The organism is Metapseudomonas resinovorans, from assembly GCF_002003485.1.
In the GTDB taxonomy this organism is placed as follows: domain Bacteria; phylum Pseudomonadota; class Gammaproteobacteria; order Pseudomonadales; family Pseudomonadaceae; genus Metapseudomonas; species Metapseudomonas resinovorans_D.
Genome location: NZ_BDMA01000010.1, coordinates 1 through 14473, shown reverse-complemented (window position 1 = coordinate 14473; position 14473 = coordinate 1). Strand labels below are relative to the sequence as shown.

General features: G+C 64.0%; 14 protein-coding genes and 1 pseudogene. 7 read left to right on the top strand and 8 right to left on the bottom strand.

Going from position 1 to position 14473, the window contains the following annotated elements:
* The 7 genes and pseudogenes from MnOB_RS28515 to phnD all read right to left on the bottom strand — a co-directional run.
* Window positions 1-97 (bottom strand): annotated as a pseudogene (locus MnOB_RS28515) (phosphonoacetaldehyde hydrolase); the annotation flags it as partial.
* Between the two features lie 85 nt (window positions 98-182).
* Entirely contained in the window at window positions 183-1064 is an 882-nt protein-coding gene (locus tag MnOB_RS02565; protein ID WP_077521685.1) for a LysR substrate-binding domain-containing protein, read from the bottom strand.
* A 39-nt stretch (window positions 1065-1103) separates the two neighbouring features.
* Window positions 1104-2405 (bottom strand): MFS transporter, encoded by a 1302-nt coding sequence (locus tag MnOB_RS02560; protein ID WP_077521683.1) that lies wholly within the window; start codon window positions 2403-2405, stop codon window positions 1104-1106.
* 108 nt (window positions 2406-2513) lie between these two features.
* The gene (gene psrA / locus MnOB_RS02555; protein WP_077521681.1) at window positions 2514-3605 is read right to left on the bottom strand and encodes an iron-containing alcohol dehydrogenase PsrA; all 1092 of its coding nucleotides are present in this window, start codon (window positions 3603-3605) and stop codon (window positions 2514-2516) included.
* Window positions 3606-3772: 167 nt separating this feature from the next.
* Window positions 3773-4591, bottom strand: a complete 819-nt coding sequence (phnE, locus tag MnOB_RS02550; RefSeq protein WP_077521679.1) for a phosphonate ABC transporter, permease protein PhnE — start codon at window positions 4589-4591, stop codon at window positions 3773-3775.
* Window positions 4592-4593: 2 nt separating this feature from the next.
* The gene (gene phnC, locus MnOB_RS02545; protein WP_077521677.1) at window positions 4594-5391 is read right to left on the bottom strand and encodes a phosphonate ABC transporter ATP-binding protein; all 798 of its coding nucleotides are present in this window, start codon (window positions 5389-5391) and stop codon (window positions 4594-4596) included.
* On the bottom strand, window positions 5388-6257 hold the full coding sequence (gene phnD, locus MnOB_RS02540) for a phosphonate ABC transporter substrate-binding protein (RefSeq protein WP_077521675.1): 870 nt from the start codon (window positions 6255-6257) through the stop codon (window positions 5388-5390). Before phnD ends, phnC begins: the two co-directional genes overlap by 4 nt.
* A 111-nt stretch (window positions 6258-6368) precedes the next feature.
* Here phnD and MnOB_RS02535 point away from each other — a divergent pair, with 111 nt between their 5' ends.
* The 3 genes from MnOB_RS02535 to MnOB_RS02525 all read left to right on the top strand — a co-directional run bounded on the left by MnOB_RS02535 (window position 6369) and on the right by MnOB_RS02525 (window position 8820).
* Window positions 6369-7238, top strand: a complete 870-nt coding sequence (locus tag MnOB_RS02535) for a LysR substrate-binding domain-containing protein (protein ID WP_077521673.1) — start codon at window positions 6369-6371, stop codon at window positions 7236-7238.
* A gap of 78 nt (window positions 7239-7316) precedes the next feature.
* Complete coding sequence (locus MnOB_RS02530; protein WP_077521671.1) at window positions 7317-7976, top strand: glutathione S-transferase family protein; 660 nt, start codon at window positions 7317-7319, stop codon at window positions 7974-7976.
* 139 nt (window positions 7977-8115) lie between these two features.
* On the top strand, window positions 8116-8820 hold the full coding sequence (locus MnOB_RS02525) for a glutathione binding-like protein (protein WP_077521669.1): 705 nt from the start codon (window positions 8116-8118) through the stop codon (window positions 8818-8820).
* 154 nt (window positions 8821-8974) lie between these two features.
* Here MnOB_RS02525 and MnOB_RS02520 read toward each other — a convergent pair whose 3' ends face one another.
* A complete protein-coding gene (locus MnOB_RS02520) occupies window positions 8975-9556 on the bottom strand; it encodes an eCIS core domain-containing protein (RefSeq protein WP_077521667.1) in 582 nt (193 codons plus the stop codon).
* Window positions 9557-9699: 143 nt separating this feature from the next.
* On the opposite strand from MnOB_RS02520, the gene MnOB_RS02515 reads away from it, so the two are divergent.
* The 4 genes from MnOB_RS02515 to MnOB_RS02500 all read left to right on the top strand — a co-directional run bounded on the left by MnOB_RS02515 (window position 9700) and on the right by MnOB_RS02500 (window position 14261).
* Window positions 9700-11127, top strand: coding sequence for a mechanosensitive ion channel family protein (locus MnOB_RS02515; RefSeq protein WP_077521665.1), 1428 nt, complete (start codon window positions 9700-9702; stop codon window positions 11125-11127).
* Window positions 11128-11221: 94 nt separating this feature from the next.
* Complete coding sequence (locus MnOB_RS02510; protein WP_077521663.1) at window positions 11222-11851, top strand: hypothetical protein; 630 nt, start codon at window positions 11222-11224, stop codon at window positions 11849-11851.
* A gap of 22 nt (window positions 11852-11873) precedes the next feature.
* On the top strand, window positions 11874-12485 hold the full coding sequence (locus MnOB_RS02505) for a helix-turn-helix transcriptional regulator (protein ID WP_077521661.1): 612 nt from the start codon (window positions 11874-11876) through the stop codon (window positions 12483-12485).
* Window positions 12486-12683: 198 nt separating this feature from the next.
* Window positions 12684-14261 carry a malate:quinone oxidoreductase gene (locus MnOB_RS02500; protein ID WP_077521659.1) on the top strand — a complete coding sequence of 526 codons (1578 nt, stop codon included), beginning with the start codon at window positions 12684-12686 and terminating at the stop codon, window positions 14259-14261.
* Window positions 14262-14473: the final 212 nt, after the last annotated feature.

Genomic DNA, 14473 nt, shown 5'->3' with positions numbered 1-14473 from the left:
CGAAGATCTGGGTCGGTGCGAAGGAACCGAAGTCGACGACGGTGCCGGCCCAGTCAAGGATGACGGCTTGCAGTTGGGTGGGTTGCTTGTAGTCCATGGTGGATCTCCAGTTTCAGGGATGAGAGGGGCTGCTCCGCGCCGGTAGCGGGAGTCATGACATTGCTGATTGGGAGCAGGTGGAATCAGGGAGGTGGTGCGTCAGGCTGTGCGTTGGAATCGAACAGCTCGTTGATCATCGGTCGATTGCGGCGGATGCCCAGGCAGCACAGGTAGTAGTCGATGTGGAACGGGTGGTCGACGAAGGTGATCGGCCGCGTTCCGGGTGTCTGCGCGTATTCCACCGTCGACACGAAGCCGATCCCGATGCCCTGGGCAATGGCGTGGACGATGGCTTCGCGGCTGTTGAGCTGCATCGCGCAATCGAGTTCCAGGCCGCGCCGATGGCACTCCTCCTCCACCAGTTGGCGAGTCCGCGAGGCGCGTTCGCGCAGTACCAGCCGCTGGCCGCTGATTTCCTCGACGCGCACCTGCTCCTGGCTGGCCCAGGGGTGATCGTCGCGAACCACGGCGATGATCGGGTAACTGCGGTAGAGCTGGGTGTTGAGGCGCTGATCGAACTCCGACAGGGCAAGGATGGCGACGTCGATGTCGAAGTTGTACAGCCGCTCCAGCGTCTCGCCTTCGGTGTTGAAGGAGGTCTCCAGTTCGATGTCCGGGTAACGCTGCATCAGCTGGTAAGTCAGGCTCATGGCGATCGGCGGCGACACGGCGCCGAGGCGCAGCATGCCCGCCTTGCGTTGTTTGAAGCTCTGCAGCAATTGCACCGCTTCGCTCTCCTGGCCGAACAGGCCCTGGGTAATCGCATAAAGCTCGCGGCCCGCCGCACTCAGTTCGATGAAGCGGCCACGGCGATGGAAGAGCTCCACGGAGAATTGCTTCTCCAGCGAGCTGACCTGCTCGCTCACCGTGGGCTGGCCGACGCACAGGTACTCCGCCGCAAGCGTGAAGCTGCCCGTCCGGGCTACGGCGTGAAAGGAGCGGAGCCACTTGTGGTACTGGTACATGAAGAGTTCCAGGCGTCGGCCAATGGGTGGAAGTGAAGGTCAGCGCCGCACGAACAATGCGACCAGGGCACTGCTGAGGCAGGCGGCGGTGACCACGATGAAGATAAGCGAAGTATTCCCGCTGATGTCCAACAGACGCCCAATGAGCGGCTCGGCCAGGCCTGCGAACAGGTAGGACGAGAAGTTCATCACGCCGGTCGCGGTACCCGCCCGTTTGGCGCCCACCAGGTCCGGGCACAGCGCCCAGAAGCTCGATGCCGGGCCATAGACGAAGAAGCCACAGAGGAAGAGCGCCACCAGGCCGATGGTGCTATGGGCCGGCAGGCTCCACATCCACAGGCTGGTTGCGGCGCCCAGCACCATGTAGAGCATGATCGCCAGGTAGCGTTTGGAGCCGAACAGCTTGTCCGAGACCCAGCCGTTGCTCAGCGCACCCACCGCCATGCCCACCGGCAGCGCCACGGTGATCCACTTCGGGTCGATCCAGCCGTCGCCGCCGCTCTTCCAGTCAGCACCGAGGAAATGCACCGGCACCCAGACGATCAGGCCGTAGCGGGCGGCATTCTGGAAGCCCAGGGAAACGGCGGCGATGATCAGCTTGGCGTTCTTCAACACCGCCTTGTAACGCTGCGCGGAGGTTTCCACCTCGCCCTGCGCCGCTTCCTGATCTTTGTCGTTGGCATTGGCTACACCGGTATCGGCCAGCGGCTCGAAACCCAGGTCCTGCGGACGCTCACGGGCAATCAGGAAGAACAGGATGCCGCCGGCCAGCATCAGCAGCACCGGCAAACGGAAGATCCAGCGCCACTCCAGATGCAGCACTTCGATCACGACGATGGACGTGACATAGGACAGGATCGAGGCGCAGCCGGCAGCGAACACATAGAAGCCATAGACCTTGCCGCGCTCCGACACACCCCACCAGTTCGACAGCAGACGGCTGCCCGGCGCCCAGCCCAGGGCCTGGAAGTAGCCGTTGATGCCCCAGGGCAGGATCAGGCTCATGAACCCGCCAGCGAAACTGGTTATCCAGTTGGCACCACAGGACAGCACCGCCCCCAGGCTCATGATGCGGCGACCACCGAACTTGTCGGCGAGGTTGCCGTTGATGGCCTGCCCGATGGCGTAAGTCCAGAGCATGGCGGTGGAGACCCAGCCGAGGGTTTCCTTGCTCAGGCCGAACTCGGCCTGCATGCCGGGAATGGCGAAACCGAAGGTCTGCCGGCCGGTGTAGAAGAACAGGTAGCAGAACATGGCCGCCAGCAGCATGCGCCACTGGGCTACACGGAACGAAGGCGAATGGGACATCGTCAAGCCAGACAGGGTATCTGCACGATTCATGGTGTTTTCCTTTTGTACGGTCCCCCGGTCAAGCCGGGGGCGGCACTCTTTTTCGGTGCAACAGGAAAGGTGCGGCCGAAGCCGCGCTCAGGTCGGGGAGACAGGTCCCTAGGCGGCCTGGGAACCGATGAAGTTCTTCCCGCGTGCGCCCTGCATGGCGAACTCGATGATCGCCTCGGCTTCCCTCGCAGTCACGCCGTAATCACCGAACTCGGTCTTCACTTCAAGGCTGTGAAGGAACTCCCGCAGGCGCGCCTGGGCCTTGCGCAGGTCAGGCCCGAAGACCCGTTGCAGGGTGCGGTCGCGGGCTTCGTCACGGCCCCAGGCCAGGCCCAGCACCAGTGGCAGGGTGAAGGAGCAGGCGATGCCATGGGGCAGCCCGTAGCGCAGGGTCATTTCGTAGGAAATGGAATGGGCCAGCGCGGTCTTGGTGTTGGAGAACGCCATGCCGGCCTTGAGCGCCGCCAGGGCCATGCGCGAACGCAGTTCCCGGTTGCCGAGGTCGCGGCGCAACTGCGGCAGGCAGTCGAGGATGTCCTCGATGGCGGAGACGGCGAAGGTGTCCGAAAGCGGGTTGGCGTTCACGTTCCAGATCGACTCCAGCGCGTGGGACAGCGCGTCCAGGCCGGTGGACACGGTGACCCCCGCCGGGACCGTCAGCATCAGTTCCGGGTCGACGATGGCGACCTTCGGCCAGGTGCAATCCAGGTGCAGTGAGTATTTCTTCTGGTTGCCCGCATCCCAGATGGTCGCCCAGGGCGTCACTTCACTCCCTGTGCCGGCGGTGGTGGGCGCAGCGATCAGCGACTTGGCGCGGGCCGGCACGAACGCCTGGCCGGTGGACAGCAGCCCCAGCAGCTCGTCGAAGCTGCCGGACTCGGTGCCGACGATCAGCGCCTTGGCGGTGTCGATGGCGCTGCCGCCACCGACGGCGATGACTGTCTGGCAGTCAGCCGCTTCATGCCAGAAGCGCTCATAGGTGTGGCGCAACTGGGCGACGTCCGGGTTGGGCTGGACGTCCTCCACCACGTGCACCAGGCGTTCGCCCAGCAGCAGTTGGAGGCGGCCCAGCAAACCCAGGGCGCGTGCCTCGGGGAAGATCACCAGGGCGACCTTCTGGTTCTCGGTGAGGGACGCGAGATCACGGAGGCTGCCGCAGCCGAAACGCGTATCGACCGGATTATGGAAACGGGCAGTCATGGTGGCTCCTTTCTTGTTGTTGTCGGAAGGTGGGTGCATGGTCAGCCCTGCCCGACAACGGCTCAAATCGATTAATTGCAGGCGTGCATCGGCCAGGCCGATACGAACGCGCAGGCCTCGGCCAACCGCTCCGGCGTCACACCGGGCGGTTGGCGATCACAGTCGGATCAGTGGGAGGCGCCGCGCTGAATGGCGTTGCGCAGACGGCTGGAAGCCGTGTCGGCGAGGATGACCATGAGGGTGATCACGATGATGCAGGTCGCGGTTTCCTGGTACTTGAACAGCTTGAGGCTGCTGACCAGCTCGAAGCCGAGACCGCCGGCCCCGACCATGCCGAGCACCGTGGCCGAACGCAGGTTGACCTCGAAGCGGTAGAGCACCACGGCGATCCACGCGGTGATCACTTGCGGCAGCACACCGAAGACGATCACCTGCAAGGGCCGCGCGCCGGTGGCCTGCAAGGCCTCGATGGGGCCCTGGTCGATCTCCTCGATGCTCTCGGCGAAGAACTTGCCGAGCATGCCCAGCCCGTGTAGCGCCAGGGCCAGCACGCCGGGGAACGGCCCCAGGCCCACCGCCGAGACGAACACCAGGGCGAGGATCAGTTCGTTGATGCTGCGGGTCAGGTTGAGGAATTGCCGGGTGACACCGTAGAGCAGGCGATTTCGCGTGAGGTTGCGCGCGGCCAGGAACGACAGCGGGATGGCCAGCAGCACACCGAGCAGCGTGCCCCAGATGGCGATCTGCACGGTCTCCAGCGCGGGGGCGATCAGCCTCGGGAGGATGCTGAAATCCGGCGGCATGGTGCGCCCGAGGAAGTCGCCTATCTGCGGCAGGCCGGCGGCCAGCTCGCCGAGACTGAGCTGCGCGCCCGTGGCGCTCCAGTGCAGCACCAGGATCACCGCCAACACCAGGGCACCGGTGCCGAGCCAGCCACGGCTGCCCTGCGGCAGGTCCACGGTCCAGGTGTAGTTGTTTCGTTGCATGGTCAACCCTCCAGCCCGGCTGCATAGCGCAATTGCGCCCGCCCGGAACCGTGCAGTTCCTCGGGTTCCGGCGCCTGGCCGGGATAGATGCGTTGCAGGTCGGCTTCGGTCAGGCTCGCGCCGTCGCCATCGAACACCAACCGCCCGTGGGCCAGGCCGACGATGCGGTCGCCGAACTCGCGGGCGTAATCCACCTGGTGCAGGTTGCAGACTACGGTGATGCCCAACTCGCGGCTGGCATCGCGCAGGTATTGCAGCACCAGACGCGCGGTCTTCGGATCGAGGCTGGCCACCGGCTCGTCGGCGAGGATCACCCTCGGCCGCTGGGCCAGTGCACGGGCGATGCCCACTCGCTGCTTCTGCCCGCCGGACAGTGCGTCGGTGCGCTCATGGGCCTTGTGCGCCAGCTCGACTCGCCGAAGGCAGTCCATCGCCAGGGCCAGGTCCTCGCGACGGAACAGTTGCAGCACGGACGCCAGCGTAGACACCGAGCCGAGCCGGCCGGTCAGCACGTTCTTCAGTACCGATAGCCTCGGCACCACGTTGTGGTGCTGGAAGATCATCGTCACCTGGCGACGCAGGTCGCGGGTGTCGCGACAGCCGATGGCGTCGATCCCGGCCACTTCCAGGCTGCCGGAGTCCGCCTGGACCAGGCGATTCATACAGCGCAGCAAGGTCGACTTGCCGGCGCCGGACTGGCCAAGGATCACCACGAACTCCCCTGCCGCGATTTCCAGGTCGATGCCTCGCAGCACGGCATTGCTGCCGTACTGCTTGGTCAGTTGGCGAACCCGGATCATTTCATGCTCCGCAGGTCGAGATCGAGGACCTTGGCGGTTTCGCGGACCACGTCATAGGCCGCGTCGTTGGTGGGCTGGAAGCCGTCGAGCTGACCCTGGTCGCCCCACGGCAGGTCCTTGATCGAGGCCAGCGCGGCAGCCACCTTCTGCTTCAGCGCCGGGTCCATGTCCTTGCGCCAGACCATCGGGGACTCGGGGATCGGGCGGGACGTCCAGACCACCTGGAAGTCGTCCTGCTTCACCAGGCCCTTGGCGACTGCGCCGGCGAGGATGCGGTCGGCGACGGCGGCGGCGTCCACTTTCTGGTTCTCCACTGCGAGGATGCTGGCGTCGTGGGAGCCGGAGAAGATCACCCGCGAGAACAACTTGTCCGGTTCGAAGCCGGCCTGTTCCAGTCCCGCCTTCGGGAACAGGTGACCGGACGCGGAACTGGGGTCGACGAAGGCGAAGGTGTGGCCCTTGAGGTCGGCGAGGTTGCGAATGCCGCTGTCCTTGCGCGCCAGGATCAGGCTCTTGTAGGCGCTCTGTCCGGTCTTCTTGGTGACTGCCACGGAGAAGGCCTCGACATCGGCCACTGTGGTGGCGAGCACGTAGGAGAACGGACCGAGGTAGGCCACATCCAGCTTGCCGGCGCGCAGGGCCTCGATAATGCCGTTGTAGTCGGTGGCGACGAAGGGCTCCACGGGCATGCCGAGCTGGCTTTCGAGGCTGTCAAGCACCTGTTTGCTGGACTCGATCATGGCCTGGGAATCTTCCGAGGGGATCAGGCCGATGGTCAGTTTATCGGCGGCCTGGGCGGAGGTGGCGGCGACCAACGGGAGCAGGACGATACCGGCGACCCGGAGGAACTTGGCGAGGTTTTTCATGGCATTCCCAGCGGTTGTGGTTGGAATGGGCACAGGCTAGGAAGGTCACGTGACAGTCATACGATCAATTCAATATGGGTTTCGACAGAAAACTATTGAAGGAACCTATGGATGTCGTCCGCCAAATTGCGCGCTTTCCTCGCGGTCGCCAGGCACGGCAGCTTTAGCGCCGGGGCCCGCGCGTTGGGGCTCAGCCAGCCCACCCTGACCACTCAGGTGCAGGGGCTGGAACGCGAACATAATGTCGAGCTGTTCCACCGCCGTGGCCGGCGCATCGAGCTGTCCGACGTGGGCCGGCAATTGCTGCCCATCGCCCAGCGCCTGGCCACCCTTGAGCTGGAAGCCCATAACCTGTTGCGGGATTCCGGCCGACTGGACAGCGGCCAGCTCAAGCTGGGCGCGGTCGGCCCTTTCCATGTGATCGAAATGGTCGACCACTACCGCCAGCGCCATCCGCGTATCGAGGTGTCGATCCGCGTCGGCAACTCGGCCGAAGTGCTGGCCGACCTGGAGAACTACGTCACCGATATCGCCGTGCTCGCCGGCCTGCATGAAGACCCGAGCCTGTGCACCGTGCGCTACGCCCGCCACGCCATCATCCTGTTCGCCCGGCACGACCACCCCCTCGCCCGCCGCGACAGCATTGCGCTGACGGAACTCGAGGGTCAGCCACTGCTGCAGCGGGAATCCGGCTCCACCACTCGCGCAGCCCTGGAGCGGGTGCTGGCCGAGGCCGGCGTGACACCGCGCATCGCCATGGAAATCGGCAGCCGCGAGGCCCTGCGTGAAGCGGTAGTGCGTGGCATCGGCCTGGGTGCGGTATCTGAGGCGGAGTTCATTCCCGACCCGCGGATCAAGGCGATCCGCATCGAGGGCGATCCGGTGCACACCGAAACCTACCTCTACTGCCTGGCGGAACGGCGCAACAGCCTGCTGATCTCGTCGTTCTTCGAGGCGGCACAGGTGGGCGATATCCGCTAGCGTGTTGCTGAGTCGATGTCGATCTCGCCCTGCGCCAATCGACCAGTCAGCGAATCCCTCGCATCCAGGAGTCGCCCCATGTCCCTGCAACTGTTTGCGCACCCTTTCTCGTCGTACTGCCAGAAGGTCCTGATCGCGCTCTACGAGAACAGCGTCCCGTTCCAGATGCGCCTGCTATCACCCGACGATCCAGCCACCGCTGAAGAGTTCCAGCGGCTCTGGCCGTTGCAGAAGTTTCCTCTGCTGCTGGACGGCGAGCGTGCAGTGATGGAGTCGAGCATCATCATCGAGTACCTGCAGCTGCACCATGCCGGGCCAGTGAAGCTGATCCCCGAGCAGCCAGAAGCGGCGTTGGAGGTGCGAATGATGGATCGCTTCTTCGACCTCTATGTCATGACGCCCATGCAGAAGCCGGTGCTCGATAGCCTGCGCTCGGAGGACCAGCGCGATCCCTGCGGCGTGGCGGACGCAAAGGCCCTGCTGGATCGCAGCTACGCCTGGCTCGAAGGGAAGCTCGCGGGGCGAACCTGGGCTGCCGGCGAATCCTTCAGCCTGGCGGACTGCGCGGCGGCGCCCTCGCTGTTCTACGCCGACTGGGTGCACCCGATCGATGCGGCCTTCGGCAATCTGCGCAGCTATCGACAACGGCTCCTGGCGCATCCGTCCATCGCCCGTGCCGTGGATGAAGCGCGCCCGTATCGGCCGCTGTTCCCGCTGGGTGCGCCGGACCGCGACTGATCCTCAAGGCTAAGGCGCGGCGATGAATCAAGAGCTTCGCGAGCAGAGCTCGCTCCTACCCGGTTAACGGCCTTTCGCTACCTGGGCGCAGGCGAGTATGGTTGCCCATTCGCTTTGCAATCTCGCACAGGATGTCCCCATGAGTGATCTGTCGGCTTTCCCCATCCACCGTAAATGGCCGGCAACGCGACCGGACGTTCTTCAGCTCTATTCCCTGCCAACACCCAATGGCGTCAAGGTCTCCATCATGCTGGAGGAGACCGGTCTGGCCTACGAGCCGCACCTGGTGAGCTTCGAGCGCAATGACCAGATGTCGCCGGAATTCCTCTCCCTCAATCCAAACAACAAGATCCCCGCCATCATCGACCCCAATGGACCGGATGGCCGCCCGCTGCCGCTGTTCGAGTCTGGCGCCATCCTCATCTACCTGGCGGACAAGACCGGCCAGCTGATCCCGCAGGACACCGCAGGACGCTACGAATGCATCCAGTGGCTGATGTTCCAGATGGGTGGGATCGGCCCGATGTTTGGCCAGATCGGCTTCTTCAACAAGTTCGCCGGCAAGGACTATGAAGACAAGCGTCCCCTCGACCGCTATGTGCAGGAATCGGCGCGCCTTTTGGCGGTGCTCGACCAGCGCCTGGAAGGCCGGGACTGGATCATGGGCGAGCAGTTCAGCATCGCCGACATTGCCACCTTCCCCTGGGTCCGCAACCTGGTCGGCTTCTATGAGGCGGGCGAGCTGGTCGGGTTCGAGCGCTTCGCCAATGTAAAGCGCGTGCTGGAAGCCTTCCTGGCGCGTCCAGCGGTCGAACGCGGACTGGGGATTCCGAAGCGGGATTGAGTTGGCAGACCTGCGGTCTGCTTTCGCGAATGAATTCGCTCCTACAGGGGCAAGCCAGTACGTAGGGTGGATAACGCTCTTTTTATCCACCAGCGGAGTTCGGCCGAACGCCGTCTGGTGGACAGGGAAAGTGCTGTCCACCAGACGGGCTTACTCACTTGCCCCGCAAGTCCTTCGATACTTTGAACTGCATCTGATAGGCCGGCGTTTCAACGCTGTCGGCATCCTCGGTATAGCGGGTCGCGAAACCCTCCACACCCCACTCCCGGTACTGCTGCACGTGCATCAGTTCATGGGCCCAGAGCGCCACATCGTCCAGCGCACCTTCGCGGTCGCGGAAGAGAATCACGTCAACCAGGGTCACTGCCTTGATATCCGGGTCATGCAGCATCGCGCCGGCCGTGCCCAGTTCGCTGCTGTCGCCCACGCGAAAGCGCACGCTATCCAGCAATGCCGCGTCGTAGTAAGGCGTGAGTTTTTCTCGAATCGACGGTGGTATCGCTTCCACACCGCCGGCCAGGGCATCCGCGCGCGCCTGCACCAGCCACTGTTGCATGGCACCGGCGGCGACCTGCGTCACTTCGCCCGGAAGCGGACCCAGCACCTCGCGGGTATCGGGCAGGCAGATGCAGGAGGTTACGCAGACTTCGTACTGCCCGGGCGGGCACGCCTGGGCCGAGGCGCCCAGGCAGCAGGCACCGAACACCATCACCATCCTCGAAGCCAAATTGGCCATCTGACCTGCTCCTGCTTACGCGGCCCTGCATGGCTCAGACCACGCGCCACCACGGATGTCGCCAGGCAGACGCCAAACGGCCCCATATCAGGCTGATGGGGAGCTCTGCTAACGTGTGCAGGCTCACTCGCGGAAGGGATTTCATGCTCGCATTCATTCAGAACCACCCCCTGGTGTTCGGTGTCGTCCTGATCCTGCTGGACCTGGTCACCTGGCGCGTCATACCGCCCGAACAACGCACCTGGAAGGTGGCGTGCCGGACAATGCTGTTCCTGCTCTTCAGCACACTGATCATCGATGCCGGGCTGAATCCGCTCCAGCCACCGCCGTTCACCGATACCACCCTCAACCTGATGGCCACCGCCCTGGAAATCGTCTGGTGGCTTTTCTGCGCCCGCACCCTCACCGTAGTGCTGGGTCTGCTGATGCCGCGCATCGGCCATGCCGGGCGTTTACTGCAGGATCTGCTGGGCGCAGTGATTTTTCTGGTCGCGGTGGTGGCCGCGGCGGCCTACGTGATGCAGTTACCGGTCAAGGGCCTGCTGGCCACCTCCGGCGTCATGGCCATCGTCATCGGCCTGGCCTTGCAGAGCACCCTGAGCGACGTCTTCTCCGGCATCGTTCTCAACACCACCAAGCCCTACCAGCTGGATGACTGGATTTCCATCGACGGCACCGAAGGCAAGGTGGTGGAAATCGACTGGCGCGCCACTCACCTGCTGACCAATAAAGGCAGCACGGTGGTCATCCCCAACTCGGTCGCAGCCAAGACCAAGGTGCACAATTTCAGCCGCCCCTACGAGCTGACGAACGTCTCCATCAGCCTGCGGGTATCGACTCAGGTACGCCCGCGCCGGGTACTGGACGCGCTGGAAAAGACGGTTCAGGGCATCAGCGCCCTGCTGGCCGACCCCAAGCCCAAGGTCGCCATCAAGGAGTCGGACCTGGAATCAATGGAGTACGAGGCCAGTGGTTTCATCCGCACCGGCCAGAACAAGACCGACGTCCGCAACCTGATGTACGACCTGGCGCACCGTCACCTGGAAGCGGCCGGCATCGTCTTCAGCAGCGAAGCCGCGCCACAACCCTGGTCCCGCCCACGCCTGCTGCTGGAGGATGTGAAGATTTTCCGGGCACTGAGCAGCGAAGAGAAAGACGCACTCAGCCTGGTCATGGCGCCCCTCGCCTTCGCTGCCGGCCAAGAGGTACTGGGCCTTGGGGAGGTTTCGAACTCCCTGCTGGTAATTGGTACCGGCGTCATCTCGGCGGCGGTACCCGACGGCCCCAACATGATCGAAGCCGGGCGCATGGGGCCGGGAGAAATCCTCGGCGAAGAAGGCATCGAGAGCGACACACCGTCCCAGGCACGGTTCACCGCACTGACCTCCTGCGTGCTTTACCGCATAGAACGGGATGCCATCCGCACCTGCCTGGATGCACGTGTCGAAGTCCGTGCCGCCATCACCCGTCTGCGCACGTTCCGCGAACAGGCCAGCCGTAACCTGTTGCTGCAGAAGCCACAGGCCATCAAGAAAGGCGGCTTCCTCAACTGGCTGCAAAAGAAACACTGAGGGTTCCGATCAGCGGCCTCCTCAAAATCAATAATGGCATTTTTTTATGCTTTAATTGATTTTGTAGGACAATCCGCAACGTGAGGGCCCCGTCATGAAACTCAGGACACTGGCTTTACTGCTGCTTGTAGCGCTCGTTCAACCCACCTGGAGCCTGGCCGCGCAATCAACGGCGGCCGGCGCCGACACTCCCGCGCTGACCACCCGTATGGCGCTGCGCGACCTATGGGTGGAACACATCTTCTGGGTCAGGAACTACGTCGTCGCCAATCAGGACGGCCAGCGCAAGCAGGCCGATGCGGCCGCCACCCAGGTCGTGAACAACGCCAAGGCCATCGCCAACAGCATCGCCCCGCTCTACGGCCAGCCAGCGGCGGACCAATTGCTGGAACTGCTGGCCGGGCACTGGGGCGCCGTGAAGCACTACAGCGATGCCACCGTGGCCAAGGACGATGACGGTAAGAAAGCGGCGGTGAGCGACCTCACCCGCAATGCCAAGGGCATTGCCAAGTTCCTCTCCAGCGCCAACCCGAACCTGCCCGAGGACGCCCTGCTCAACATGCTCAGCGCCCACGGCGGACACCATGTGGCGCAGATCGACCAACTGAGCAAAGGCGACTTCGCAGGCGAGGCCGGGACCTGGGCAGCGATGCGCCAGCACATGCAGGTACTGGCCGATACCCTGGCCGCTGCACTGGTCAAGCAGTTCCCGGACAAGTTCTGACACTGGCCTGCCGAGGTAATCGATGCTTCAAGGATTGGGACGTACTCAACAGGACCTGCTCGGCGCCCTGCTCTATCAATCGGGCGGCATGAGCATCGACGAACTGGCCAATCATCTGGCGGTGACCCGCACGGCTGTCCGCCAGCACCTGGCCGCGCTGGAGCGCGACGGGTTGGTACTGCGGGGCGAAACGCGACCCACCGGCCGCCGCCCCGAACAGCTCTACCAACTCAGCCCACGTGGCCGGGAGCTCTTCCCCCGCCAGTACCAGTTACTGGCCAATCTGCTGATCGGCGAAGTGGCCAGCCTCATCGGCCACGACGCCCTCGTCCAGCTCATGCGCGGTCTTGGCCGCCGCCTGGCAGGCGAAATCGAAGCGCAGGTCATAGACGAGACGCGCATCGCCCAGCACATGCACGAAACCGGCTACGAAGCCGAAGTCTTCTTCCGCTCCGGCGGCGAAACCGAGATCGTCGCGCACAACTGCGTGTTCCATCACCTGGCGGCGCTGCACCCGGAAGTCTGCGAGCTGGACCTGGCGTTGATCGGCACCCTCGGCGGCGGCAAGGTGGAGCACCTGGAATGCATGCTGCGCCAGGGACAGGTCTGTCGCTTCCGGATCGACCGCGACTGAGCCTGCGAGTTGTGGGTGGCGGGTATCCGCCACGCACGGGGGTGGATACCCGCCATTCCGGGCGGTTTTCCGCCACCGCCTACCGGACCTGGAAGCCTTGATTCCCGCGCAGTGAATCGTTTCATGGGATTTTTCCGATTACGGCACGGCATTTGCCTACCCACCGCCCTTTTCGAGAAACAGTAAAGGGACGGTCCCATGAAAAAACTCCTCCTAGGCTTCCTGTGCCTCACGGTACTTGGCTGTGCCAAGCAACCGGCGGCGGAGAAGTCCGTCGACGTGCTGCTGATCGGCGGCGGCATCATGAGCGCCAGCCTCGGCACCTACCTCCACGAGCTGGAGCCGGGCTGGAGCATCGACATCTACGAACGCCTGGACCAGGTCGCCGCGGAAAGCTCCAACCCCTGGAACAACGCCGGTACCGGCCACTCCGCCTTCTGCGAGCTGAACTACACCCCGGAAACCGCCGACGGTGGCATCGATATCAGCAAGGCTGTGGCCATCAATGAATCCTTCGAGATTTCCAAGCAGTTCTGGGCCTACCAGGTCGAGCGCAATGTGCTGAGCAATCCGAAGTCCTTCATCAACGGCGTGCCGCACATGAGCTTCGTCTGGGGCAATGACAACATCGAGTTCCTCAAGAAGCGCCACGCTGCCCTGCAGCACAGCTCGCTGTTCCGTGGCATGGAGTACTCCGAGGACCATGGGCAGATCAGCAAGTGGGCGCCGCTGGCGATGGAAGGCCGTCCGGCGGACCAGAAAGTCGCCGCCACCCGCATGGCCATCGGCACCGACGTCAACTTCGGCGAGATCACCCGCCAACTGATCGCCTCGCTGACCGAAAGCGACAAGGTTTCGCTGAACCTCAAGCACGAAGTCCGCGACATCAAGCGCAACGAAGACGGCACCTGGACAGTGGTCGTCGCCGACCTCGGCAACGACGAGGCGGTACGCAGCGTCAAGGCGAAGTTCGTCTTCATTGGCGCCGGTGGTGGTGCCCTCAAGCTGCTGCAGAAATCCGGCATTCCGGAGGCTGAGGGCTATGCCGGCTTCCCGGTGGGCGGCCAGTTCCTGGTCACCCGCAACCCCGAGGTGGTGGCGCAGCACCAGGCCAAGCTCTACGGCAAGGCGTCGGTCGGCTCGCCGCCCATGTCGGTGCCGCACCTCGACACCCGTGTGATCGATGGCCAGAAGGTGCTGCTGTTCGGACCCTTCGCCACCTTCTCCACCAAGTTCCTGAAGAACGGCTCGCTGCTGGACATGTTCAGCGCCCTGACCACCGACAATATCGGCCCGATGACCAACGCCGGCCTGGACAACATTCCGCTCAGCACCTACCTGATGGGCCAGCTGATGCTCAGCCAGGCCGACCGCATGCATGAACTGCGCGAGTACTTCCCGCAAGCCAAGGACGAGGACTGGGAACTGCTGACCGCCGGCCAGCGCGTACAGGTGATCAAGAAGGACGCCGAAAAAGGCGGCATCCTGCAGTTCGGCACCGAAGTCGTCAGCTCCGCCGACGGCACCATCGCCGCACTGCTGGGCGCCTCGCCGGGTGCTTCCACCGCTGCGCCGATCATGCTCACCGTGCTGGAGAAGACCTTCAAGGACCAGGTCCAGACCCCGGAATGGCAGGCCCGCCTGAAGGAAATCATTCCTTCCTACGGCCGCAAGCTGAACAACGACCTGGAGCTGACCAACCAGGTCCGTGCCTGGAGCAGTGAACGCCTGCAACTGGAGCACGTACCGGTGCTGCCGGAAGTTGCTGTGCAGTAAGGCCAGGACCTGGAACTCGTGTGCGATTTCGATCGCGAATGAATTCGCTCCCACAGGAAAAAAAGGCCGATCCCAGGCACAACTCCTGTGGGGGCGATTTCAATCGCCAAGCGGACCGAAGGTGCGCCCTAAGAACGCCCCGCCACGACTGCCTGCCCTCACCCCAACCCCGCTCTGCGCCCCGGCCAGATCGCTTCGCGCTCAGGCGTTCA